General features: G+C 66.2%; 20 protein-coding genes. 9 read left to right on the forward strand and 11 right to left on the reverse strand.

Annotated elements, in window-relative coordinates; translation table 11 throughout:
• Positions 1-4: 4 nt before the first annotated feature.
• Entirely contained in the window at positions 5-1312 is a 1308-nt protein-coding gene (gene lplT, locus ACREXZ_RS19370) for a lysophospholipid transporter LplT (RefSeq protein WP_431765726.1), read from the reverse strand.
• Positions 1313-1531: 219 nt separating this feature from the next.
• On the opposite strand from lplT, the gene alr reads away from it, so the two are divergent.
• The 3 genes from alr to ACREXZ_RS19385 all read left to right on the forward strand — a co-directional run bounded on the left by alr (position 1532) and on the right by ACREXZ_RS19385 (position 4450).
• The gene (gene alr, locus ACREXZ_RS19375; protein WP_431765727.1) at positions 1532-2602 is read left to right on the forward strand and encodes an alanine racemase; all 1071 of its coding nucleotides are present in this window, start codon (positions 1532-1534) and stop codon (positions 2600-2602) included.
• A 64-nt stretch (positions 2603-2666) separates the two neighbouring features.
• Entirely contained in the window at positions 2667-4043 is a 1377-nt protein-coding gene (gene radA / locus ACREXZ_RS19380) for a DNA repair protein RadA (RefSeq protein WP_431765728.1), read from the forward strand.
• A 143-nt stretch (positions 4044-4186) separates the two neighbouring features.
• Positions 4187-4450, forward strand: a complete 264-nt coding sequence (locus tag ACREXZ_RS19385) for a DUF2866 domain-containing protein (protein WP_431765729.1) — start codon at positions 4187-4189, stop codon at positions 4448-4450.
• On the opposite strand, the gene ACREXZ_RS19390 is transcribed toward ACREXZ_RS19385, so the two are convergent.
• Together ACREXZ_RS19390 and ACREXZ_RS19395 are read right to left on the reverse strand one after the other, a co-directional pair.
• Positions 4447-5511: a CaiB/BaiF CoA transferase family protein gene (locus ACREXZ_RS19390; RefSeq protein WP_431765770.1), complete on the reverse strand. Its 1065-nt coding sequence runs from the start codon at positions 5509-5511 to the stop codon at positions 4447-4449. The two genes, ACREXZ_RS19385 and ACREXZ_RS19390, sit on opposite strands and share 4 nt — an antisense overlap.
• 86 nt (positions 5512-5597) lie before the next feature.
• Complete coding sequence (locus tag ACREXZ_RS19395; RefSeq protein ID WP_431765730.1) at positions 5598-7532, reverse strand: ATP-binding cassette domain-containing protein; 1935 nt, start codon at positions 7530-7532, stop codon at positions 5598-5600.
• Between the two features lie 142 nt (positions 7533-7674).
• Between ACREXZ_RS19395 and ACREXZ_RS19400 the strand changes: the two genes are divergently transcribed.
• Complete coding sequence (locus ACREXZ_RS19400) at positions 7675-8154, forward strand: glutathione peroxidase (protein WP_431765731.1); 480 nt, start codon at positions 7675-7677, stop codon at positions 8152-8154.
• Positions 8155-8157: 3 nt separating this feature from the next.
• Here ACREXZ_RS19400 and cls read toward each other — a convergent pair whose 3' ends face one another.
• From cls to dapC, 6 genes are all read right to left on the reverse strand, one after another.
• Complete coding sequence (gene cls / locus ACREXZ_RS19405) at positions 8158-9597, reverse strand: cardiolipin synthase (protein ID WP_431765732.1); 1440 nt, start codon at positions 9595-9597, stop codon at positions 8158-8160.
• A gap of 118 nt (positions 9598-9715) precedes the next feature.
• Entirely contained in the window at positions 9716-10600 is an 885-nt protein-coding gene (prmB, locus tag ACREXZ_RS19410; RefSeq protein ID WP_431765733.1) for a 50S ribosomal protein L3 N(5)-glutamine methyltransferase, read from the reverse strand.
• A 39-nt stretch (positions 10601-10639) separates the two neighbouring features.
• Positions 10640-11779, reverse strand: coding sequence for a succinyl-diaminopimelate desuccinylase (gene dapE, locus ACREXZ_RS19415; RefSeq protein WP_431765734.1), 1140 nt, complete (start codon positions 11777-11779; stop codon positions 10640-10642).
• Positions 11780-11873: 94 nt separating this feature from the next.
• The gene (locus tag ACREXZ_RS19420; protein WP_431765735.1) at positions 11874-12239 is read right to left on the reverse strand and encodes an ArsC family reductase; all 366 of its coding nucleotides are present in this window, start codon (positions 12237-12239) and stop codon (positions 11874-11876) included.
• Positions 12240-12242: 3 nt separating this feature from the next.
• Positions 12243-13070 (reverse strand): 2,3,4,5-tetrahydropyridine-2,6-dicarboxylate N-succinyltransferase, encoded by an 828-nt coding sequence (gene dapD, locus ACREXZ_RS19425; protein ID WP_431765736.1) that lies wholly within the window; start codon positions 13068-13070, stop codon positions 12243-12245.
• A 73-nt stretch (positions 13071-13143) separates the two neighbouring features.
• Positions 13144-14361, reverse strand: coding sequence for a succinyldiaminopimelate transaminase (gene dapC, locus ACREXZ_RS19430; protein WP_431765737.1), 1218 nt, complete (start codon positions 14359-14361; stop codon positions 13144-13146).
• Between the two features lie 394 nt (positions 14362-14755).
• On the opposite strand from dapC, the gene ACREXZ_RS19435 reads away from it, so the two are divergent.
• The 5 genes from ACREXZ_RS19435 (at position 14756) to def (ending at position 23566) form a co-directional block, all read left to right on the forward strand.
• Positions 14756-15751, forward strand: a complete 996-nt coding sequence (locus ACREXZ_RS19435) for a DMT family transporter (RefSeq protein ID WP_431765738.1) — start codon at positions 14756-14758, stop codon at positions 15749-15751.
• Between the two features lie 148 nt (positions 15752-15899).
• A complete protein-coding gene (gene smc / locus ACREXZ_RS19440) occupies positions 15900-19418 on the forward strand; it encodes a chromosome segregation protein SMC (protein ID WP_431765739.1) in 3519 nt (1172 codons plus the stop codon).
• A 133-nt stretch (positions 19419-19551) separates the two neighbouring features.
• Positions 19552-20766: a cell division protein ZipA C-terminal FtsZ-binding domain-containing protein gene (locus ACREXZ_RS19445; RefSeq protein ID WP_431765740.1), complete on the forward strand. Its 1215-nt coding sequence runs from the start codon at positions 19552-19554 to the stop codon at positions 20764-20766.
• Between the two features lie 218 nt (positions 20767-20984).
• Positions 20985-23036 (forward strand): NAD-dependent DNA ligase LigA, encoded by a 2052-nt coding sequence (gene ligA, locus ACREXZ_RS19450; protein ID WP_431765741.1) that lies wholly within the window; start codon positions 20985-20987, stop codon positions 23034-23036.
• Positions 23033-23566, forward strand: coding sequence for a peptide deformylase (gene def, locus ACREXZ_RS19455; RefSeq protein WP_431765742.1), 534 nt, complete (start codon positions 23033-23035; stop codon positions 23564-23566). Before ligA ends, def begins: the two co-directional genes overlap by 4 nt.
• 107 nt (positions 23567-23673) lie before the next feature.
• Here def and ACREXZ_RS19460 read toward each other — a convergent pair whose 3' ends face one another.
• Both ACREXZ_RS19460 and ACREXZ_RS19465 read right to left on the reverse strand, forming a co-directional pair.
• Positions 23674-24663 (reverse strand): pseudouridine synthase, encoded by a 990-nt coding sequence (locus tag ACREXZ_RS19460; protein ID WP_431765743.1) that lies wholly within the window; start codon positions 24661-24663, stop codon positions 23674-23676.
• Positions 24660-25265, reverse strand: a complete 606-nt coding sequence (locus ACREXZ_RS19465; protein ID WP_431765744.1) for a hypothetical protein — start codon at positions 25263-25265, stop codon at positions 24660-24662. The genes ACREXZ_RS19460 and ACREXZ_RS19465 overlap by 4 nt, the downstream gene beginning before the upstream one ends.
• Between the last annotated feature and the right edge of the window lie 179 nt (positions 25266-25444).

A 25444-nucleotide genomic window follows, 5' to 3' on the forward strand; every position in this document is an offset into this window, starting at 1 on the left:
CCCATCAATGCCGCATTTCGCCGATCAGCGCGACAGAATCGAACGCGCGCTGGTTCGCCTGGTGGCGCCGCATCACGAACCACATCATCAGGCAGACGAAGGTACCGAACAGCACGATCACCAGTGCGACCGGCACGTCGAGCCACACGAGCACCGCGTACAGGCACAGCATCACGAGCACTGAGAGGTTTTCGTTGAAGTTCTGCACGGCGATCGAGTGACCGGCCGACAGCAGCACGTGGCCGCGATGCTGTAGCAGCGCGTTCATCGGTACGACAAAAAAGCCCGACAGCCCACCGACCACGATCAGGAACAGATACGCGACGAGCAGGTAGCCAGGCATATGCATCTTGCCGACATAGATGCCCCAGTGCGTGGGGAACAGATGCTTCGTATAGAACGCCATCAGCATTACCGCGATGCCCATCATGATGCCGACCGGCAGCACCGACAGCGATTTCTTCAGCGGCACGCGGGCCGCGGCGATCATCGCGCCCGCCGCGACGCCGACCGCGACGACCGCCTGCAGGATCGCGCCTTCGGACAGCGACATGTTGAGCGATACTTCTGCCCACTTCAGCACGATGAACTGCAGCGTCGCGCCCGCGCCCCAGAAGAGCGTCGTGACTGCGAGCGAGATCTGCCCGAGCTTGTCGTGCCAGAGGATCTGGAAGCAGTCGGCGAAATCGGTGATGAGTTTGAGCGGGCCGCGTTCCTGGCGCGGATAGCGCGCGCCGGTATCGGGAATGCGCAGATTGAACAGCGCGGCGACGATGTAGATCGCGATGATGACGAGCATCGCGGCCTCGGCCGGCGTGTTGATATTCGGGGGCGTGTGTTTCATCACGTGCGCCGCGATGTGCGGGCTGATCAGCGCGCCGCCGAGCACGGTACCGAGAATGATCGAGCCGACGGTGGTGCCCTCGATCCAGCCGTTCGCGGCGACGAGCCGGTCAGCCGGCAGCAGTTCGGTGAGGATGCCGTACTTGGCCGGCGAATACGCGGCTGCGCCGAAACCGACGATGCCATATGCGATGAGAGGGTGTGCGCCGAACAGCATCACCAGACAGCCGACGACCTTGATCGTGTTGGTGACGAACATCACGCGGCCCTTTGGACGGGAGTCCGCAAAGGCGCCGACAAAAGCCGCGAGCACGACGTACGACAGCACAAAAAACAGCTTGAGCAGCGGCGTCATCCAGTTCGGGGCGTGAAGATCTTTCAGCAGTGCGATAGCAGCGATCAGAAGCGCATTGTCGGCCAGCGAGGAAAAAAACTGCGCGGCCATAATGGTGTAAAAACCTTTTTTCATCTGATGCGATGCTTTCCTCGCCGCGGTCTGTCCGGCCCCCGCGCGCGGTCGGCGTTCGGGCTTATTCCGTTCGAAATGGGTTGTGCGCACGGCTTTATATCATGAAAATAGCTGCATTCGGACTAGCAAAATCCTTGATCGCACCGCCCAGCGGACTTCGGACGTATCGAAAACGCCCAGTAAGCCGCTGATTCGCAAGCGTCTTTACGAAAAACTCTCATGCCGCGCCCCCTTTCAGCCACGATTCACACCGCCGCACTCGCCAATAACCTCGCTGTCGCCCGCCGCCACGCGCCGAAATCGAAGATTTGGGCGGTGGTCAAAGCCAATGCGTATGGCCACGGTCTTGCGCGAGTGTTCCCCGGATTGCGCGCGACCGACGGCTTCGGTCTACTCGACCTCGAAGAAGCCGTGAAGTTGCGCGAACTGGGCTGGGCCGGCCCGATTCTGCTGCTCGAGGGTTTTTTCCGGCCCACCGACATCGACGTGATCGACCGCTATAGCCTCACCACCGCGGTGCATTCGGACGAGCAGATGCGGATGCTCGAAATGGCGCGCCTGTCGAAGCCACTCAACATCCAGCTGAAGATGAACAGCGGCATGAATCGCCTCGGCTACACGCCCGAGCGTTTTCGCAGTGCGTGGGAGCGCGCGCGTGCGTGTCAGGGCGTAGGCCAGATCACGTTGATGACCCATTTCTCCGACGCCGACGGCGAGCGCGGCATCGGTCACCAGATGGAGACGTTCGAGCGCGGTGCCGAAGGCATCGCCGGCGCGCGCAGCCTCGCGAATTCGGCTGCGACGCTGTGGCATCCCGAATCGCATTTCGACTGGGTCCGGCCCGGCATCATCCTGTATGGCGGCTCGCCGTCGGGCGTGCATGGCGCGATCGAAGGCACGGGCCTGCAGCCGGCGATGACGCTCTCGTCCGAATTGATCGCGGTGCAGACGCTCGGCGAGGGACAGACCGTCGGCTACGGTTCGAAGTTCGCGGCGCGCGGACCGATGCGCATCGGCGTGGTCGCATGCGGCTATGCGGACGGCTATTCGCGGATCGCGCCGGAAGGCACGCCGATCATCGTCGACGGTGTGCGCACGCGGATCGTCGGCCGCGTGTCGATGGACATGATCACCGTCGACCTGACGCCGTGCCCGGCAGCGGGCGTCGGCTCGCGCGTCGAGTTGTGGGGTGCTGCGTTGCCGATCGACGAAGTCGCGCAGGCATGTGGCACGATCGGCTACGAGTTGATGTGCGCGATTGCGCAGCGTGTGCCCGTGCGCGCGGAATGAATGCACGGAATGAACTCGCCGGACCAGCCGTACCAGGATAAATCGCAGGAACAGCGGAACACGCGTGGCTAAACAGAAAACGTTGTACACCTGCAGTGAATGCGGCGGGCAGGTGCCGAAGTGGCAGGGCCAGTGCCCTGCGTGCGGCGCATGGAACACGCTGGTCGAGAGCGTCGCGGAGCAGCCGGGCGCGCACCGCTACCAGTCGCTTGCTAAGAGCGCGCCGGTACAGCGGCTCGCGGACATCGAAGCATCGGACGTGCCGCGCTTCTCGACCGGCGTCGGCGAATTCGACCGCGTGCTCGGCGGCGGTCTCGTCGCGGGCGGCGTGGTGCTGATCGGCGGCGATCCGGGTATCGGCAAATCGACGCTGCTGTTGCAATCGCTCGGGGCGATCTCGAGCGAGCGGCGGGCGCTCTACGTGAGCGGGGAAGAATCGGCCGCGCAGATCGCGTTGCGCGCGCAGCGGCTGTCGTTGCTCGAAACCGGTAGCCAGGCAAGCGAACTGCAACTGCTCGCCGAAATCCAGCTCGAAAAAATCCAGGCAACGATCGTGGCCGAACGGCCCGACGTCGCGGTCATCGATTCGATCCAGACGATCTATTCCGAGGCACTGACGTCGGCGCCCGGCTCGGTCGCGCAGGTGCGCGAGTGCGCAGCGCAGTTGACGCGGGTCGCGAAGCAGTCGGGCACCGCGATCATCATGGTCGGGCACGTGACGAAGGAGGGCAACCTCGCGGGGCCGCGCGTGCTCGAGCACATCGTCGATACTGTGTTGTATTTCGAAGGCGACACGCATTCGTCGTTCCGCCTCGTGCGCGCGTTCAAGAACCGCTTCGGCGCAGTGAATGAACTCGGTGTGTTCGCGATGACCGAGCGCGGTCTGCGCGGCGTCGCCAATCCGTCTGCACTGTTTCTGTCGCAGCACGAGCAGTCGGTGCCGGGCTCGTGCGTGCTGGTCACGCAGGAGGGCACCCGGCCACTGCTCGTCGAAGTGCAGGCGCTCGTCGATACCGCGAACGTGCCGAATCCGCGGCGGCTCGCGGTCGGGCTCGAACAGAACCGGCTCGCGATGTTGCTCGCGGTGCTGCACCGGCACGCGGGCATCGCGTGCTTCGATCAGGACGTGTTCCTGAACGCGGTCGGCGGCGTGAAGATCACCGAGCCCGCAGCCGACCTGGCCGTGCTGCTCGCGATTCATTCGTCGATGCGCAACAAGCCGCTGCCGAAGGGGCTGATCGTGTTCGGCGAAGTCGGGCTGGCCGGTGAGATCCGGCCGTCGCCGCGCGGTCAGGAGCGTCTGAAGGAAGCGGCGAAGCTTGGCTTTTCGGTGGCGCTGATTCCGAAGGCGAACGCGCCGAAACAGCCGATCGACGGGCTGCAGGTGATCGCGGTGGAGCGCATCGAGCAGGCGATCGACCGCGTGCGCACGCTCGAATAACGCATGGGGCGGGTCGTGCCCCGAAGATGTGCGTCTGTAATCCGTCGTAAATAACACCGGAATTACTGTAACCAGACTGCTGGGCGTTTTCCCTATGCTGCGGGGGTGTGTATTCGTGTCCCCGAAGCGGAAAGGATGACGTCTTGAAACAGCCTTATGAAGCAGCGAGCGATCGACTCTCGAATCTGCGCGGCTGCCGCGTGTCGCCGCCTATCAGCGCGCCGTGGGGTGGCGGTTGCCGGATCGTCGAGTGGATCGACGAAACCGGGCAGATCTCGCGCCGCGTGGTGGCCGAGAACGTGACCGCCGACCAGGTACGCGCGACGATCCGCCAGCACGTGCAGGGCCGCAAACATACGCTCATCGACGACGGCCCGACCCAGCGGCAAACCTTGCCGCGGCGCTAGGCGTCGCTTTCGGGTTGGGTGTCACGCGGCCCGTCGCTGTCGTTGTCATCGCCGTTCAGCTGCGGCGCGAACAGCGGATGCTGCGCCGCCTCCGCGGCCGTCAATACCGGCGACACACAGCAGTCGAGCGGTTCCAGCAACGTCACCCAGTCTTCCAGCGGATTGCCCACGATGATCGCGGCGAGTTCCTGCGTGAGCGCGGCGGCATCCGGGCCGCCGATCGCCTGCCCCAGGCTCCAGTGGCGCGCTGCCCAGTCCGGACGGCCGAGCGCCGCACACAACGTTTCCCAGAACTTCAGTTCGAGCGCGCCGACCGCTAGCCAGCGTCCGTCGAGCGTACGGTACAGGTTGTAGCAGGGCACGCCGCCGTTCAGCAGGCCGCCGCCGGCGGACGGCGTCGCGCCATCGTTTGCGAGCGCGACCTGCGCGATCACGTTGTGCGCGTGCGACGCATGCGTCATCGATACGTCGACGAAGCGTCCGTCGCCGCCGCGCGCGACGTGCCATAGCGCCGCGAGAATCTGCGTGACCGCTGAGAGCGCGCCGCCGAGCAGATCAGCGATCTGGAAGTTCGGTAGCACCGGCGCGCCGGTGCGATCCGCGAACTGATCGAGCACGCCCGCATAGCCGACGTAGTTGATGTCGTGACCCGCGCGCTGCACGAACGGTCCCTGCGTGCCGTAGCCGGTGATCGCGCAGTACACGAGCTTCGGATTCAGCGCGAGCAGCGCCTCGTGACCGACGCCGAGCCGGTCCATCACGCCCGGCCGGAAACTCTCGACCAGCACGTCCGCCTCGCGCGCCAGCGCACGCAGCACGGTGAGCCCGGCTTCCGATTTCAGGTCGAGCCGCATCTCGCGCTTGCCGCGATTCACGAGCCGGTAGAACGCACCGGGCCGGCTGGCGGCGCGGTCGGTCGCGCTCTGCATCATCGTGCGCGTCGCGTCGCCCGCGCCGGGCGGTTCGATCTTCAGCACTTCGGCGCCGAGTTCCGCGAGCCGCAGCGTGGCGACCGGACCGGGCAGCAGGCGCGTCAGATCGAGTACGCGCAGACCCTGCAAGGCGGCAGGAGGTGACGACAACGCAGACGACAACGCGGCCAAGGCGAACCTCTCATCGATGCCGGCGCGGACCGTGCTCGGTGCCGTCAGCCGATCTGTTCAAGTTCCTCGTGTGCGCCGAGCCATTCGGCTTCGAGCGCTTCGAGGCGCGCATTCACTTCCGCCTGGCGCCGGATCGAATCGGTCAGCCGGGTCTTGTGGGCAGGCTCGTAGCTGGACGGATCGGCGACGAACGTATCGAGCGTCGACTTCTCCGTATGGAGCTTGTCCATTTCCTTCTCGAGCTTCGCGATCCGCGTCTGCAGCGGCTTTTTCAGGTGCGACAGCTTTTGCCGCGTCTCGGCTTCGAGGCGCCGCTGTTCCTTGCGGTTGAAGCCCGCATCGGCATCGCTCGTTTGCGATCCCGCCACCGCCTTCAGTGCCGCGCGCTGTTCGGCTGCGTGCTGCAGCAGCCAGTCGCGATAGTCGTCGAGATCGCCGTCGAACGGTTGCAGCCGATGCTTCGCGACCAGCATGAACAGGTCGGTGGTCGCGCGCAACAGATGCCGGTCGTGCGACACGAGGATCAGCGTGCCGTCGAACTGCGCGAGCGCCATCGTCAGCGCGTACCGTGTTTCGAGGTCGAGGTGGTTGGTCGGTTCGTCGAGCAGCAGCAGGTTCGGTTTCTGCCAGATGATCAGCGCGAGCGCGAGCCGTGCCTTCTCGCCGCCGGAGAACGGCGCGATGCGCGCGCTCGCCATTTCGCCGGGGAAGTTGAAGCCGCCGAGGAAGTCGCGCAGTTCCTGTTCGCGCGTGTTCGGCGCGAGCCGGGCGAGATGCTGTAGCGGCGAATCATCCGGGCGTAGCGTTTCGAGCTGATGCTGCGCGAAGTAGCCGACACGCAGCCCTTTGCCTTCGCGCACGTCGCCGCCGAGCGGCGCGAGCGTACCGGCGAGCGTTTTGATCAGCGTCGACTTGCCCTGGCCGTTCGCGCCGAGCAGGCCGATGCGCTGGCCGTTCTGGATCGACAGCGTGACCTGGTCGACGATCGGAATCGGTGAGCCGTCTTCCGCGTGATAGCCGCAGCGCACGTCTTCCATCACGAGCATCGGGTTCGGTGCGGACTCGGGTGCGCGGAACTCGAACGTGAACGGCGAGCTCGCATGCGCGGGCGCGATCATCTCCATGCGCTCGAGCGCCTTCACGCGGCTCTGTGCCTGACGCGCCTTGCTGGCCTTCGCCTTGAAGCGGTCGATGAAGCTGTGCAGGTGCGCGACCGTCTTCTGCTGCTTGTCGTACGCGGCCTGCTGCAACGCGAGGTGCTGCGCGCGCAGGATCTCGAACTGCGAGTAGTTGCCGCCGTAGCGCTTCACCTGCTGGTTCTCGAGATGCAGCGTCACGTTGCAGATCGAATCGAGAAATTCGCGGTCATGCGAGATCACGATCAGCGTGCCCGCATAGCGGTGCAGCCAGTCTTCGAGCCAGACGATCGCGTCGAGGTCCAGGTGGTTCGTCGGTTCGTCGAGCAGCAGCAGATCGGACGGGCACATCAGCGCCTGCGCGAGGTTGAGCCGCATGCGCCAGCCGCCCGAGAAGCTGCTGACCGGCTCGCGGGTCTGCGCCAGCGTAAAGCCGAGGCCGAGCAGCAAGGTCTCCGCGCGCGCCGGCGCAGTGTAGCCGTCGGCGTCGGCGAAGGCCGCATGCGCTTCGGCCTCGGCGGCGCCGTCGTGCGCGGCGGATGCCGACGCGATGCGCGCTTCGATCGCGCGCAAGGCGGTGTCGCCGTCGAGCGTGTAGTCGAGCGCGGAGCGGGTGACGGCGGGCGTTTCCTGCATCACGTACGCGATGCGCCACGCCGGCGGCAGCGTGAAATCGCCGGCGTCGGCGTGCAGTTCGCCGAGCAGCACGGCGAACAGGGTGGTCTTGCCCGCGCCGTTCGCGCCGATCAAGCCGGCCTTCTCACCCGGGTTGAGCGTGAACGTGGCCTGATCGAAGAGCGGCTTGGTGCCGCGCGCAAGACTGAACTGGTTGAAACGGATCACGGGAATGCGGATGGTCGGAGCGGGAAAGTCGCTATTCTAGACTGCGCGGCGCATCACGGGCGACGCGCGGGGCATCGGCCGGATGGCTAGCTCCCGCCACGGGCCTTTTCGCTTAGACTGGGCGCTTTCACGGGAGGGACGTATGGCATCGATCCATGATTTCTCGGCGCGCACGCTCAGCGGGGAGACGATCGGGCTGGACCGGTATCGCGGCAAGGTGCTGCTGATCGTCAACACGGCGAGCGAATGCGGCTTCACGCCACAGTACGCGGGGCTGCAGACGCTGTACGGCGAGTACGCCGAACGCGGGCTCGAAGTGCTCGGTTTTCCGTGCAACCAGTTCGGCAAGCAGGAGCCCGGCGATGCGACGCAGATCGGCAGCTTCTGTGAGAAGAACTACGGCGTGTCGTTCCCGATGTTCGACAAGATCGACGTGAACGGCGCGGGCGCGCATCCGCTATACAAGTATCTGACCGAAGAGGCGCCCGGGCTGCTCGGCATCGAGGCGATCAAATGGAATTTTACGAAGTTTCTGATCGGCCGCGATGGCAACGTGGTGAAGCGCTATGCGCCGTTGACGAAACCCGACGCGATTCGCGCGGACATCGAAAAGCTGCTGTAGCAATTACAGAATCGGCGCGAACAGCCGCGCCACGTGCATCGCCATGCGCCGCCATGCAGGCGCGTTCCGGTACTCGCTTCGATCGATCTCGAACGACTGCGTGAGGTCGTGCGTGAGCATTGCGTCGACTTCTGCGGCGAAACCGCGGTCCACGGTCAGCACCATGATCTCGAAGTTCAGGCGGAACGAACGGTTGTCGAGATTTGCGCTGCCCACCGCCGCGGCGACGTCGTCGATCAGCACGACCTTCTGGTGAATGAAGCCCGGCCGGTAGCGGAAGATGCGGATGCCCGAGCGCACCGCGTCGTACGCATACAGCGTCGATGCGGCGAATACCACTTTGTGATCGGGCCGGCTCGGAATCAGGATGCGCACGTCGACGCCGCGCAGCACCGCGAGCCGCAACGCAGACAGCACGGCTTCGTCGGGGACGAGATACGGCGTCGTGATCCAGATCCGCTCGCGCGCCGCGTTGATCGCTTCGACGAAGAACAGCGAACAGGTCTCGAAGCGATCGGCGGGGCCGGTCGGCATCACGAGGCAGTGCATCCCTTCGCTGGGCGCATCGAACGGCGGTGTGTCGAGCAGCGGCAGTTCCTGGGTGGCCCAGTACCAGTCCTCGGTGAAGACGAACTGGATGCTGGCCACGGCCGGCCCGCGAACCTCGATGTGCGTGTCGCGCCACGGCGATAGCGGCGGCTTCGCGCCGAGATACTCGACGCCCACGTTGTGCCCGCCGACGAACGCCCGCACGCCGTCCACGACGACGATCTTGCGGTGATTGCGGAAATTCAGCTGGAAGCGGTTGACGAACTTGCGGTTCGTCGCGAACGGATGAGTCTCGACGCCGCCCGCGCGCAGCGCCGCGATGTAGCGGTGCGGCAGATCGAAGCTGCCGATGCTGTCGTACAGGAAGTAGACGCGCACGCCTTGCGCGGCTCTCGTCAGCAGCGCCTCTTTCAGCATCTCGCCGAGCGCGTCGGCGCGCACGATGAAGAACTGCACGACCACGTACTGCTGCGCCTGCTCGATCGCTTCGAGAATCGCCGCGAACGTCGCTTCGCCGTTGACGAGCGTGCGGACCGTGTTGCCTGGCAGGAACGGCATCCCGCCGAGATGCGTCAGCGATCGCACGAGGCTGTGGCCGAGCGCATCGGTTGGCGCACCCGCCGACGAAGCATGCGTGTCCCACTCCGGCGGATGCGCGCGCGAGCGCAGCGTTTCGTTTTCGATGCGCCGTGCATCCGCGTAACCCGCGAACTTGCTGCGGCCGAGAAACAGATACGGCACGAGCGTCAGATACGGCATCGCGACCAGCGACACCGCCCACGCAATGGCGCCCTGCGACGTACGCGTGTGCAGGATCGCGTGGCACGCGGCGATCGCGCCCAGGATGTGAGCGAGCAGGACGAGCGGGCCGAGATGAAGCAGATCGAGTCGCATAAGCAGGCGAGAGTGAACCGGCGCCTTCTCCATTCGAAAGAGGCGGCACGGCGGATCAGGCCTATCTTACCGAAGCGCACCGCATGAGGGCACCCCGATGCGGTTTCGGTAGTGCCAATCAGACCGGCAGATCCGCAGCCTGAATCAGGAACACGTTATCGTCGCCCGCGCTGGTTGGCAGCCAGATCAGGTCGAGGCCGCCGAACGCCGCTTCGACGTGCCCGCGCTCGTTACCGATCTCGACGACGAGCACGCCTTCGTCGGTCAGCCACTCGCGCGCGCCGCCGATGATCCGGCGCACGATCTCCATGCCGTCCGTGCCGCCCGCCAGCGCCATCTCCGGCTCGTGCCGGTACTCGGGCGGCAGCAGTTGCATCGACTGTGCATTGACGTACGGCGGGTTGGTCACGATCACGTCGTAGCGGCGCTCGGGCAACGGCGCGTACAGGTCGCCTTCGAACAGCGCGATGCGCTCGTCGAGTTCGTAGTCGTGCACGTTGCGCGCGGCGACTTCGAGCGCCGGCGCGGACAGATCCACCGCGTCGATGTCCGCGTTCTGAAACGCGTGCGCGGCGAGGATCGCGAGGCAGCCGGAGCCCGTGCACAACTCGAGCACGGCGCCGACCTGTTCGGGGTCGGCGACGTACGGTTGCAGCCCGTCCTGCAGCAGCTCGCCGACGAACGAGCGCGGCACGATCGTGCGTTCATCGACGTAGAAGCGAAAGCCGTGCATCCACGCTTCATGCGTGATGTACGCGGCGGGCACGCGATCGTGCGCGCGCCGTTCGATCACGTTCAGCACCGCATCGATTTCGGCGGGCGTGAGGCGCGCGTCGAGAAACGGATCGAGCAGGTCGAGCGGCAGATGCAGCGTGTGCAGCACGAGGTACGCGGCTTCGTCGTACGCGTTCGACGAGCCGTGGCCGAACGCGAGGCCGGCCTGATTGAAGCGCGACACCGCGAAACGCAGCACGTCGCGGACAGTGGAAAACGGAAGTGTCATGGACGTTCCATAGGTAAACAGGCGCAAGCAGACCGCAGGTCATGCGACCAGTTGTTCGAGCACGCGGCGATAGATGTTCTTCAGCGGCTCGATGAAGGCGACGTCGATGTGTTCGTCGATCTTGTGGATGCTTGCGTTGAGCGGTCCGAATTCGACGACCTGTTCGCAGATGCGCGCGATGAAGCGTCCGTCGGACGTACCGCCGGTCGTCGACAGTTCGGTCGTGACGCCGGTTTCGTCTGAGATCGCTTTCGCGAGTGCGTCGGACAGGTCGCCGCGCGGCGTGAGGAATGGCAGGCCGCTGATGCTCCATTGCAGGTCGTATTCGACGCCGTGCCGGTCGAGGATTGCGTGCACGCGGCTTTGCAGACTCTCGACGGTGCTCGCGGTCGAGAAGCGGAAATTGAACAGCAGTTCCGCGTGACCCGGAATGATGTTGCTCGCGCCGGTGCCGCTATGCAGGTTCGACACCTGCCACGTCGTGGGCGGGAAGTATTCGTTGCCGTCGTCCCAGCGTTCGGCGACCAGCTCGGCGAGCGCCGGCGCGAGTTCGTGCACGGGGTTCTTCGCGAGATGCGGATACGCGATGTGGCCTTGCACACCCTTGACGATCAACCGGCCCGACATCGAGCCGCGCCGGCCGTTCTTCACCATGTCGCCGAGCGTCGCGCTCGACGTCGGTTCGCCGACGATGCAGTAGTCGAGCCGTTCGCCGCGCGCCTGCAGCGCTTCGACGACCTTGATCGTGCCATCGGTCGCGGGGCCTTCCTCGTCGCTCGTGATCAGAAACGCGATCGAGCCGCGATGGTCCGGATGCGCGGCGACGAATTCCTCGCTCGCGACGACGAAGCCGGCGATCGACGTCTTCATGTCGGCGGCGCCGCGGCCGTACAGCCTGCCGTCTCGCTGGGTCGGCTCGAACGGCGGCGAGGTCCATTGTTCGAGCGGACCGGTCGGCACGACGTCGGTGTGGCCCGCGAACACGAGCAGCTTGCCGGCGGTGCCCGCCGTGCCGCGTCGCACGGCCCACAGATTGGTGACGCCGTGCGACTCGATCGTCTCGCACGCTAAGCCGATTGCGGCGAGGCGCTCGATCAGGAGCTGCTGGCAGTGCTGGTCGTCGGGCGTGACGGACGCACGCGCGATCAGCTGTTCGGTAAGGGCGAGGGTGCCGGACATGAATTCGTTATCGACCACATTCGAATGAAAAAATGCCGGCCCATGGGCCGGCAACCATCTGGTTCGCGCAGCGCGCGGGCGCCTGCGTCGGCACCTAGCCGAACAGCGCCTCGTACTGCTCCACCGAAAAACCGAGCGTCTTCACGCGGCCGTTGACCACCACCACCGGCCGCTTGATCACCGAAGGCTTGTGGATCATCAGCGCGATCGCACCGTCCTTGCTGTCGGCGGCTTCCTTCATGTCGTCGGACAGCGCGCGCCACGTCGTGCCTCGACGGTTCAGCAGCGCGTCGAGCGACACGTCCTTCAACCAGTCCTGCACGAGCGGCGCGGTGACGCCGGTCTTCTTGAAGTCGTGGAATTCGAACTCGACGCCGTGCTCTTCGAGCCACACGCGGGCTTTCTTCACGGTGTCGCAGTTCGGGATGCCGTAGACGACGATTTTCGGCGCAGCAGCCATCGATCAGTCGCCTCGCAGCAGTTCGTTCAGCCCGACCTTCGCGCGGGTTTTCGCGTCGACCTTCTTGACGATCACCGCGCAATACAGGCTGTGCGTGCCGTCCTTCGACGGCAGGTTGCCCGCCACCACCACCGAGCCGGCTGGAATGCGGCCATACGTGACTTCACCGGTTTCGCGGTCGTAAATCTTCGTGCTCTGGCCGAGGTACACGCCCATCGAGATCACCGAGTTTTCCTCGACGATCACGCCTTCGACCACTTCCGAACGCGCGCCAACGAAGCAGTTGTCTTCGATGATGACCGGGTTCGCCTGCAGCGGCTCGAGCACGCCGCCGATGCCGACGCCGCCCGACAGATGCACGTTCTTGCCGATCTGCGCGCACGAGCCGACGGTGGCCCATGTGTCGACCATCGTGCCTTCGTCGACGTAGGCGCCGATGTTGGTGTACGACGGCATCAGCACGACGTTCTTCGCGATGAACGAGCCGCGGCGCGCGATGGCCGGCGGCACGACGCGGAAGCCGCCGGCGGCGAAGTCTTCGGCGGTGTAGTTCGCAAACTTCGACGGGACCTTGTCGTAGAACTGGGAGTATCCGCCGGCCGGCATCGGCGCGTTGTCTTCAAGACGGAACGACAGCAGCACCGCTTTCTTCAGCCATTGATTGACGACCCAGTCGCCGTCTTTCTTTTCGGCGACGCGCAGCGCGCCGCGATCGAGTTGTTCGATCGCATGTGCGACCGCTTCACGGACGTCGGCGGGCGCGGCTTTCGGCGACAGCTCGGCGCGGATTTCCCAGGCGTTATCGATGATCTGCTGAAGTTGTTGCGACATATGCGTGGCTGCTTGAAGAAAGTGGGTGAAATCGGTGATGAAGAGAGGCGAGTCTCGCGGGCTTGATAGCGATCTAGCGCGCAAGCCCCCGGCAGAAATCGACGATGCGTTGTGCGCCTGTCGTGCACTCGTCGACGTCCGCGACGAGCGCTATCCGGATGAAGCCGCGGCCCGGATTCGTGCCTTGCGCGGTGCGCGCGAGATACGAGCCGGGCAGAACCGTCACATTATAGTCGGCGTACAGGCGCCGGGCGAATTCGTCGTCGGCGAGGCCGGTGCGTGTGACGTCGGCCCACAGGTAGAACGCGGCGTCCGGCAACCGGACGTCGAGCACGTCGGCGAGCATCGGCGTGACGGTCGCGAACTTCTGCGCATATTTCGTGCGGTTCTCGCGCACGTGCGCTTCGTCGCTCCATGCGGCGACGCTCGCGGACTGATAGACCGTCGACAGCGCCGCGCCGTGATAGGTGCGGTACAGCAGGAATTTCGCGAGGATCGCCGCGTCGCCGGCGACGAAGCCCGAGCGCATGCCCGGTACGTTCGAGCGCTTCGACAGGCTCGACAGCATCACGAGACGTTCGAAGCCGCGGCCCAGCCGGTGCGCCGCCTCGAGGCAGCCGGGCGGCGGGTTCGCTTCGTCGAAGTAGATCTCTGAATAGCACTCGTCCGACGCGATCACGAAGCCGTAGCGGTCGGACAGCGCGAACAGTTCGCGCCAGTCGTCGAGCGTCAGCACGGCGCCCGTCGGGTTGCCCGGCGAGCAGACGTACAGCAGCTGGGTGCGCGCCCACACGTCGGCTGGGACGGCCGCGTAGTCGCACGCGAAGTTGCGCGCCGGATCGCTGTTCACGAAATACGGCTGAGCACCGGCGAGCAGCGCGGCGCCTTCGTAGATTTGATAGAACGGGTTCGGGCAGAGTACGATCGCGGCCTCGCCATCGACCGTACGCGCCGGATCGACGACCGTTTGTGCGAGTGCGAACAGCGCCTCGCGCGAGCCCGCGACTGGCAGCACCTGGGTGGCCGGATCGACCGGCGGCAGGTTATAGCGCTGCGTGACCCACTGCGCGATCGCCGTGCGCAGCGCTTCGGAGCCGAGCGTCGACGGGTACGCGGCAAGGCCGCCGAGCGAATCGATCACGGCGTCGCGGATCAGCGCGGGCGTCGGATGTTTCGGCTCACCGATGCCAAAGCTGATGTGCGGCAGCGCGGCCGGTGGCGTGATGCCCTTGAACAGCGCGCGCAGCTTTTCGAACGGGTAGGGCTGGAGAGAGTCGAGTAGCGGATTCACTTGGCGGATGGAGCCTGACGAGGACGGGCGATATGCGACGGGGCGGGCGCGCGGCGAACCTGCAGAACCTGCAACCGGACTGCGACGATTGCGCGCGCGGCACGCGGAAAACAGCGCGGGCGTAGTGCCCGCACAACCTTGCGATTATAGCGTGGCATCGCGTGGCTGGGCCTGTATGGCGGGCTCGCGGCGAGCAGGCGCCCGGCTTGCCCGCGGCGGTCGAAAGCGCTCGCGTTTCACGCAGGTGGCAGGCAGGATAGCGAGCATGGCAACGGATGCCGTACCCGGAAAAGGAGACGCAATTGGCAACGGCAGTACCCTTCGGCTCGGTGGTAGCTTGGTCCGCCCCGAACCCAATAACCCGCCGCGCAAAGGCCGACCCGTGGAGCACCGCATGACCCACCGGTCGCTACACGCATGGCCCGTGCTCGCGATCATGCTGGGCGCGTCGGTCTGGGGCACGATCTGGTATCCGTTGCGCATGCTCGCGGCGCTCGGCGTGAGCGGCACCGAAGCGAGCGCACTGACGAGCACGGCCGCGTTCCTGTGCGTGTTGATCGCCCGCCGCCGCGCACTCGCGACTTTCCGCTGGCACTGGCTGGTACCGGCGCTCGGCTTCACATCGGGCATCACCAATCTCGGCTTCGTCTGGGGCACGATTCACGGCGAAGTGATGCGCGTGCTGCTGCTGTTCTATCTGACGCCGGCATGGACCGCGCTGTTCGCGCACTTCGTGCTGCGCGAACGCCTGACATGGACCGCGGTCGGGCTCGCCGCGCTGTCGCTGGCGGGCGCGATGCTGATGCTGTGGTCGCCGCGGCTCGGCATGCCGATGCCCGGCAGTCCCGCCGAATGGGCCGGACTCGCGGCGGGCATGGGCTTCGCGCTGAGCAACGTGCTGATCGTCAAGACCAGTCGCGTGCTGCCGGATACGAAGGCCGAGGTGCGCACCGCGACGATCTTCGGTGGCGCGGCGATCTTCAGCTCGTGCGCAGCGCTGCTCGAGACGGTGTTCGCACCGGCGGCCGGCCTGCCGCTCGCGCACGTCGCGCAGCCCGGCGTCGCTGTGCTGCTGGTTGCGGCGCTTGGCTTCGTGCTCGCGTCGAACAACGTGCTCGTGCAGTACGGGCTCGCACGCGTGGCCGCGAACCGCGCATCGGTCGTGATGCTGTTCGAGATCGTCGTGACCGCGCTGTCCGCGTGGTTTTTTGCCGGCGAGACGCCCGGCCCGCGCGAATGGGCAGGCGGTGCGTGCATCGTGCTTGCATCCGCACTCGCGAGCTGGGCGCACCGGCGTGCGCCCCCCGCAAAGGATGATGCACAGGGCAACACAGCGGACGACCCAGCGCCCGACGCAAGCCCCCGGGACCGCGCGCGCGCGATGGTATGATTCCCCATGCCCGCCGCAGCGCGCGTCACAGCGCGCATGCGGCGCCAGGTTCGCGGCGGGTCCGCGTGTCGTCTCGCCGGGTAGCCGAACGGCGCGGCCGGCCTCCGCGGTCCTGGTTCCTTTTCTCTTTTCAAACAGCGATATCGCCGTGCGTCTGACCTCGATCAAACTCGCTGGCTTCAAATCCTTCGTCGATCCCACGCATTTCCAGGTTCCGGGCCAGCTTGTCGGCGTGGTCGGTCCCAATGGCTGCGGCAAGTCGAACATCATCGATGCCGTCCGCTGGGTGCTGGGCGAATCGCGCGCATCCGAACTGCGCGGCGAATCGATGCAGGACGTGATCTTCAACGGCTCGACCGCGCGCAAGCCGGGTAGCCGCGCCAGCGTTGAACTCATCTTCGACAACGCCGACGGCCGTGCCGCCGGCCAGTGGGGCCAATACGCGGAAATCGCGGTTAAGCGCGTGCTGACACGCGACGGCACGTCGAGCTACTACATTAATAACCTGCCGGCCCGCCGGCGCGATATCCAGGACATCTTCCTCGGTACCGGCCTCGGGCCGCGCGCGTACGCGATCATCGGTCAGGGGATGATCTCGCGGATCATCGAGGCGAAGCCCGAAGAACTGCGCGTGTTCCTCGAGGAAGCCGCGGGCGTGTCGAAGTACAAGGAACGCCGTCGCGAAACCGAGAACCGTCTGCACGACACGCGCGAGAATTTGACGCGGGTCGAGGACATCGTCCGCGAACTCGGCGCGAATCTCGAAAAGCTCGAAGGGCAGGCGGTCGTCGCGACGAAGTTCAAGGAACTGCAGGCCGACGGCGAAGAGAAGCAGCGCCTGCTGTGGCTGCTGCGCAAGAACGACGCCGGCAACGAGCAGGAACGTCAGCAGCGCGCGATCGAGCAGGCGCAGATCGACCTCGAAGCGCATACGGCGAAGCTGCGCGAAGTCGAGGCGCAACTTGAAACACTGCGGGTCGCGCATTACGCGGCCAGCGACGCGATGCAGGGCGCGCAAGGCTCGCTCTACGAAGCGAACGCCGAGGTGAGCCGGCTCGAGGCGGAGATCAAGTTCATCGTCGAGTCGCGTAACCGCGTGCAGGCGCAGATCGCCGCGCTCACCGCGCAGCGCGAACAGTGGCAGGTACAGGCCGAAAAGGCGCGCGGCGATCTCGAGGAGGCCGAGGAACAGCTGGCGGTCTCCGAAGAACTCGCAGCAGTCGCCGAAGAGAGCGCGGCCGCGAAGCACGACGCGCTGCCCGCGCTCGAAGCGCGCTGGCGTGATGCGCAGACGCAGCAGAACGACGAGCGCGGCAACATCGCGCAGACCGAACAGGCGCTGAAGCTCGAAGCCGCGCATCAGCGCAATGCCGACCAGCAGTTGCAACAGTTGCAGCAGCGTCACGAGCGGCTGAAGCTGGAATCCGGCGGTCTCGACGCGCCGGACGAAGCGCAGCTCGAAGAGCAGCGCATGCAGCTCGCCGAACACGAAGAAATTCTGCGCGACGCTCAGGCGCAGCTCGCCGACGCGCAGGAAACGCTGCCGCGTCTCGACGCCGAACGCCGCACCGCGCAAGAACGCGTGCAGGCCGAAAGCGCGCAGAACCACCAGCTTGACGCCCGTCTCGCGGCGCTCAAACAGTTGCAGGAAAACGTACAGACGGAAGGCAAAATCCAGCCGTGGCTCGACCGGCACGAACTGGGCGGCCTGCCGCGGCTGTGGAAGAAGCTGCACGTCGAACCGGGCTGGGAAACGGCGCTCGAATCGGTGCTGCGCGAAAGGCTCGCCGCGCTCGAGGTATCGAACCTCGACTGGGTGAAGGCCTTCGCCACCGACGCGCCGCCCGCCAAGCTCGCGTTCTATGCGCCACCCGCCGCGAGCGCCGCACCGGAAACGCCGGCCGCGCTGCGACCGTTGCTGTCGCTCGTGCGCATCGACGATGCGGGGTTGCGCGCAGTACTCAACGACTGGCTCGGCCGCGCGTTCGTCGCGGACGATCTGCAGCAGGCACTCGCCGCGCGCACGCAATTGCCGGAAGGCGGTGCGTTCGTCGTGAAGGCCGGCCATCAGGTGACGCGCGTCGGCGTGCAGTTGTACGCAGCCGATTCCGAGCAGGCCGGGATGCTCGCGCGCCAGCAGGAAATCGAGAACCTGACGCGCCAGGTGCGCGCGCAGGCGCTGCTCGCGGAAGAAGCGCGCAGCGCGGCGATTCGCGCGGAAGCGGCGCACACGCAGGCGTCGCAGACGCTGACCGACGTGCGCCAGCAGTCCGAGCGCGCGACGCAGCGCGTGCACGCGCTGCAGATGGACGTGCTGAAGCTCGCGCAGGCGCACGAGCGCTACACGCAGCGCAGCACGCAGATCCGCGAGGAACTCGAGGAAATCACCGCGCAGATCGACGAGCAGCGTGCGCTGCGCGCCGAATCGGAAGCGAACTTCGAACGGCACGACGCGCAGCTTGCCGAGTTGCAGGCGCGCTTCGAGGACAACCAGCTTGCATTCGAGGCGCTCGACGAAACCCTGAGCGCCGCTCGCGCCGAAACGCGCGACCTCGACCGCGCCGCTACCGATGCGCGCTTCGCCGCGCGCAACATGGCGAACCGGATCGACGAACTGAAGCGCAGCATCCAGGTCGCGCGCGAGCAGAGCGAGCGCGTGGCCGTATCGCTGGAAGACGCGCGAGCCGAACTCGAAACCATCAACCAGCAGACCGCGCACACCGGGTTGCAGGATGCGCTCGAAATCCGCGCCGTGAAGGAAGCCGCGTTGCAGGCGGCACGGCTCGAACTCGACGACCTCACCGCGAAGCTGCGCCAGGCCGACGAAACGCGCCTCACCGCCGAGCGTGCGCTGCAGCCGCTGCGCGATCGCATCACCGAACTGCAACTGAAAGAGCAGGCCGCGCGGTTGAACGCCGAGCAGTTCATCGAACAGCTGGAAGCAGCGGGTGTCGACGAGGCCGAACTGCAGGCGAAGCTCACGTCCGACATGAAGCCCGCGTACCTGCAGGGCGAAGTCACGCGGATCAATAACGCGATCGCCGCACTCGGTCCGGTGAACATGGCGGCGCTCGACGAGCTGAAGGCCGCGAGCGAGCGCAAGGCGTTCCTCGATGCGCAGTCGGCCGACTTGACCAGCGCGATCGAAACGCTAGAAGATGCGATCCACAAGATCGACCAGGAAACCCGCACGCTGCTGCAAGGCACGTTCGACGAGGTCAACCGACACTTCGGCGAGTTGTTCCCGCGCCTGTTCGGCGGCGGCCAGGCGAAGCTGATCATGACCGGCGACGAGATTCTCGACGCCGGCGTCCAGGTAATGGCACAGCCGCCGGGCAAGAAGAACTCGACCATCCACTTGCTTTCAGGCGGCGAAAAAGCGCTGACGGCGACCGCGCTCGTGTTCGCGATGTTCCAGCTGAACCCGGCGCCGTTCTGTCTGCTCGACGAAGTGGACGCGCCGCTCGACGATGCGAACACCGAGCGCTTCGCGAACCTCGTCCGCGCGATGGCGGAGAAGACCCAGTTCCTGTTCATTTCGCACAACAAGATCGCGATGGAAATGGCGCAGCAGCTGATCGGCGTGACGATGCAGGAGCAGGGCGTGTCGCGGATCGTCGCGGTCGACATGGAAAGCGCGTCGGGATTCGTCCAGAATGCGGCCTGAAATATGGCCGGCAACAATAGGCTGAAGCAGGTGGTCGGTGCGCGTGAGGGCGGGCATCGCCCGGACTCCGCGAACGAATTCCGCGACCGGACCCCGGCAGCGCAGATAAAAAGGAATTGCTGATGGAGCGTGCATGGACGAGTTGACACTCGGTTTGATCGGGGCCGGCGCCGTGGTGGTCGGTGGCGTGGTGGCGTACAACGCATGGCAGGGCGCGAAGGTGCGCCGCAGGATGCCACGGCCGATGCCGGCCGATGCGGCCGATACGCTGGCCCGGGACGATCAGGCGGAACAGAGTCCGTTCATCGAGCCCGCGCGGCCCACGGTCCGCCGCGAGCCCGCGGTGGGCGAATCGGCGTCGCGTGTCGAACCGACGTTCGGCGGCGTCGCGCCGCTCGATACGCCCGTCGACATCCAGGCCGAATCGACCGTGCCGAACGGTTTCCCCGACACCACCGATGTGCCCCAGGGCGAGCACGACGCGGCCGAGCCGATCCTGCCCGCCGCGACGACGATCTCGTCGGCGCCACCCGCGATCGTCGATCGACGCATCGACTGCATCGTGCCGATCCGTCCGGCCTCGGTGGTCGCCGGCGACAAGGCGATTCCGTTTGCGCAGCGGTTGCGTCGCGCCGGCAGCAAGCCGGTGCATATCGAAGGCAAGCCGGAAGGCGGCGGCGCGTGGGAACTGCTGCAAAACGGCGTGCGCTACGAGGAACTGCATGCGGCGGCGCAACTCGCGAACCGCAGCGGGCCGCTCAACGAACTCGAATTCTCGGAATTCGTCGCCGGCGTCCAGCAGTTCGCGGACGCGATCGACGCCGTGCCCGAATTCCCCGACATGATCGAAACCGTATCGATGGCGCGTGAGCTCGACGGCTTCGCCGCGCAGTGCGACGCGCAGCTTTCGATCAATGTGATGTCAGACGGCGCGCCGTGGTCGGCGAACTACGTGCAGGCCGTCGCGTCGCAGGACGGGCTGCTGCTGTCGCGTGACGGGACGCGCTTCGTGAAGCTCGACGCGAAGCAGAGTCCGGTGTTCATGCTGCAGTTCGGCGACACCAACTTCCTGCGCGACGACCTCACGTACAAGGGCGGCCAGATGATCACACTGGTGCTCGACGTGCCGGTCGCCGACGAAGACATCCTGCCGTTCAGGCTGATGTGCGATTACGCGAAATCGCTGGCCGAGCGGATCGGTGGGCGGGTGGTCGACGATCAGCGTCATCCGCTGCCGGAAAGCGCATTGCTCGCGATCGAGAAGCAGCTGATGACGCTGTACGCGAAGCTCGAACAGGCTGGTATCCCGGCGGGTTCGCCAGCGACCCGGCGGTTGTTCAGCCAGTAAGTCCAGCCGGGGCGGTCCGCACCGCCGCGAGCTTCGTACGTGCTTCATTCACGGCGCGGTTCGCAGGCCGCGGAGTCGTGCGGACCATATTGCCACGCGGGCGCGGACGCGCCGATGTCCGTCCGCGCCCGCACCGAACCGGCCATTCGGCCGATGCCACAGCGCGCGCTTCCTGCGATAATCTGAAGCCTCACCATCATCTGCGAACCGCTCCCAGCATGGCCCGAACCAGTGCTTCCCGAACGGCATCGAGCGCTCCGTCCGAGCGGGCTGCCCAACTGCGTGCCGAGCTCGACCGCGCGAATCACGCGTACTACGTGCTCGACCAGCCTGAGTTGCCCGACGCGGAGTACGACAAGCTCTTCAAGGAGCTTCAGCAGATCGAGACCGACCACCCGGATCTGATCACGCCCGAGTCGCCCACCCAGCGTGTCGGCGGCGAAGTGGCGCGTGGTTTCGAGCCGGTCGTGCACGCGTCGCCGATGCTGTCGCTCAACAACGGTTTTGCCGACGAGGACATCGCCGCGTTCGACCGGCGCATCGCCGACGCGCTCGGTACGTCACCAGTCGAATACGCGTGCGAGCTCAAGTTCGATGGCCTCGCCATTTCGCTGCGCTACGAGGAGGGCCGCTTCGTGCAGGCGTCGACGCGCGGCGACGGCACGTCCGGCGAGGACGTGACCGAAAATATCCGCACGGTCCGTTCCATCCCGCTCACGCTGAAGGGCCCACGCGTGCCGAAGGTGCTCGACGTGCGCGGCGAAGTGCTGATGTTCAAGCGCGACTTCGAACGGCTCAACGCGCGGCAGCGCGAGGCCGAGCAACGCGAGTTCGCGAACCCGCGCAACGCGGCGGCCGGCAGTCTGCGGCAACTCGATTCGCGGATCACAGCACAGCGTCCGCTGTCGTTCTTCGCTTACGGTATCGGCGTGCTCGAAGGCATTGAGATGCCGGCGACGCACCGCGATCTGCTCGACTGGTACGCGGAGATGGGTTTGCCGGTGAACGGCGAGCGCGCGGTCGTGCACGGCGCGGAAGGGTTGCTCGCGTTCTTCCACACGGTCGGCGAGAAGCGCGACGCGCTGCCGTACGATATCGACGGCGTGGTGTACAAGGTGAACCGGCGCGACGAGCAGGACAAGCTCGGCTTCGTGTCGCGTGCGCCGCGTTTTGCGCTCGCGCACAAGTTTCCGGCGCAGGAGGCGTTGACGAAGCTGCTCGCGATCGACGTGCAGGTGGGCCGCACCGGCGCGATCACGCCGGTTGCGCGGCTCGAGCCGGTGTTCGTCGGCGGCGCGACGGTGACCAACGCGACGCTGCACAACGAAGATGAAGTGCGCCGCAAGGACATTCGCATCGGCGATACGGTGATCGTGCGGCGTGCCGGCGACGTGATCCCCGAGGTGGTCGGTGCGCTACCCGACCGGCGCCCGGCCGACGCATACGAGTTCGTGATGCCCACGCATTGCCCGGTGTGCGGCTCGAGCATCGAGCGCCTGCCGGACGAGGCGATCGCGCGCTGTACCGGCGGCCTCTTTTGCCCGGCGCAGCGCAAGCAGGCGCTGTGGCATTTCGCGGCGCGCCGCGCGCTCGACATCGACGGGCTCGGCGAAAAGATTATCGATCAACTGGTCGAACAGAACCTCGTGCGCACGCCGGCCGATCTGTTCAATCTCGGCTTCGCGACACTCGCCGAGCTCGACCGCTTCGCCGACAAGTCGGCGCAAAACCTGCTCGACTCGCTCGACAAGGCGAAGCACACCACGCTCGCGCGCTTCATCTACGCGCTGGGCATCCGCCACGTCGGCGAATCGACGGCGAAGGATCTCGCGAAGCATTTCGGTTCGCTCGACCCGCTGATGAGCGCGTCGGTTGAGGAACTGCTGGAAGTGAACGACGTCGGGCCAGTGGTCGCGGAAGCGCTGCATCAGTTCTTCGCCGAGGAGCACAACCGCACGGTGATCGAACAGCTGCGTGCGCCGGGGCGCGTCACGTGGCCCGAGGGGCCACCCGCACCGAAGGCGCCGGTTGGCGTGCTCGCCGGCAAGACCGTGGTGCTGACCGGTACGCTGCCCAATCTATCGCGCGACGACGCGAAGGAAATGCTCGAAGCGGCCGGCGCGAAGGTCGCCGGCTCGGTGTCGAAGAAGACCGATTACGTGGTGGCCGGGGCGGAGGCGGGCAGCAAACTTGCGAAGGCCGAGGAACTCGGCATCCCGGTGCTCGACGAAGATGGTATGCGCACGCTCCTGGAGGGGCATTCAACATGATTCACGAAATTCTCAAGATGGGCGATCCGCGTCTTTTACGCATCGCCGCTCCGGTCGATCACTTCGACACGCCCGAACTGCACGAGCTCGTGAAAGACCTGTTCGAGACGATGCACGACGCGAACGGCGCCGGGCTCGCGGCGCCGCAGATCGGCGTCGACCTGCAGGTCGTAATCTTCGGTTTCGGCCATAACGAGCGTTACCCCGATGCGCCGCCGGTGCCGGAAACGGTGCTGATCAATCCGACCATCACGCCGGTCTCGCAGGACATGGAAGAGGGCTTTGAGGGGTGTCTGTCGGTGCCGGGGCTGCGCGGCGCGGTGAGCCGCTTCTCGATGATCCGCTATCACGGCTTCGACCAGTACGGCAAACCGATCGACCGCGTCGCCGAAGGCTTTCATGCGCGCGTCGTGCAGCACGAATGCGATCACCTGATCGGCAAGCTGTACCCGATGCGGATCACCGATTTCTCGAAGTTCGGCTTTACCGAAATCCTGTTCCCGGATCTCGATCCGAATAGCGACGATTGACGGTTATCGATTCGATGCCACGAAGCTTCGGTGCGTTAAAAAGCCCACGTTTTATGCGTGGGCTTTTTTGTGACTGAAGCGCGGGCTGGAACCCGCATGATCGGAGATCAGAACGACTCGTGCGGCTCCAGATAGCGCCACTGTCCCTGCGGCAATGAGCCGAGCGCGACATTGCCGATCCGTACGCGCTTCAGACCGACGACCTGCAGGCCGACCAGTTCGCACATCCGGCGGATCTGCCGCTTCTTGCCTTCACGCAGCACGAAGCGCAGCTGTTCGCCGTTCTGCCAGTCGACGAGCGCGGGCTTCAGCGGCACGTCGTCAAGCGACAGGCCATGGCGCAGCAGCTCGAGACTCTCCGCCGGGAAGCGGCTTTCGACATCTGTATCCACATCGTCGTAGGTCACGCGAACGAGGTATTCCTTGTCGACGTCGGAGTGCTCGCCGATCAACTGCTTCGCGACGCGGCCGTCCTGCGTCAGCACCAGTAGTCCGGTCGAGTCGATGTCGAGACGGCCGGCCGGCGCGAGCGCGCGCAGGTGTACATGCGCGAAGCGGATCGCGGAGCGGTCGCCAGCCCAGTGGTAAGCCGGCTCGATCAGCGTCACCGCGGGCTCGTAGCCGTCCTCCGCCTGGCCCGACACGTAGCCGACCGGCTTGTGCAGCAGGATCGTGACCAGCCGCGCCTGTAAGGCCTGTGCGGCGGGATCGATCTCGATGCGCTGGTCGGGGTGGACCTTCGTGCCGAGCGTGTCGATCCGCACGCCGTCGACGAGCACCCAGCCTTTCTCGATCCACTCGTCGGCTTCGCGGCGCGAACACAGACCGAGTTCCGACATGCGTTTCGACAGGCGGAGCGTGCCGGGTGCATCGTCGAAATCGTGCGAAGGGGCGGGCGGCAGGGCGTCTTTTTCCGGTGCCTCGTCAGCTTCACGACGAGGTGCGCGTGCTTTTGCGGTGCGCGGGGCGGCGTGGTCGTCGTCGTTCCTGCGGGTGGCGGGACGGGGGGCGCGGGCGGGACGGTCGTCGGCCGATGCGCGTGGTTTGCGGGCCAGGGCCGGGCGATCCGAACGGTCCGCAGATGCCGCGCTTTTCACCGGTTTGGCGAAGGGTCGTTCGCCGCGTGCGGGAGCGGCACCGCGTTCGGACGGTCCGCGTCGCGTGTCGCGTTCACTGCCGCCGGCGGAGCGCGGTGCGCGCGTGGAATCGCGGTCGCGGCTGCGTGGGGCGTCGGTGCGGCTGCCGGTGCGGTCTGTTGTGCTGCGTCGGGGGGCGCCGTCGGAGGGGCGGCCGCGCTCGCCGTCGGCACGTTGGCGCGGCGCGTCGGAGCGACTGCGTTCACCAGCCGGACTGCGACGTTCCGTGTCGAAGCGACCACGTTCGCCATCAGCGCGTGGACGCGGTTTGGCGGAGCGGTCACGCTCACCGTCGAAGCGACCACGCCCGCCGTCAGCACGCGGACGAGGCCCGTCAGGGCGGCTGCGTTCGCTAGCAGGGCCACGACGTTCCGCATCGAAGCGCCCACGTTCGCCATCAGCGCGCGGACGCGGTCCGTCAGAGCGGCTGCGTTCGCCAACGGGTCCACGACGTTCCGGATCGAAGCGCCCACGTTCACCCTCAGTGCGCGGACGAGGTCCATCAGCGCGACCGCGTTCACCAGCGGGACTACGACGGTCAGCGTCGAAACGCCCGCGTTCACCCGCAGGCCTCGGCCGTTCGCTGTCGAAGCGGCGCGGCGCGCCCTCGGCACGGCGTGGCTTCGCGGACGCATCGTCACGTTGTGGCGCGCGATCCTTCGCGGCGTAACGCGGCGATGCACCCGTCGTACTGCGATCGGTCGGACGGCGTTCACGGTCCGGCGCAGCGTCGGGACGCGGA

Source organism: Paraburkholderia sp., assembly GCF_050742655.1.
Taxonomy (GTDB): domain Bacteria; phylum Pseudomonadota; class Gammaproteobacteria; order Burkholderiales; family Burkholderiaceae; genus Paraburkholderia.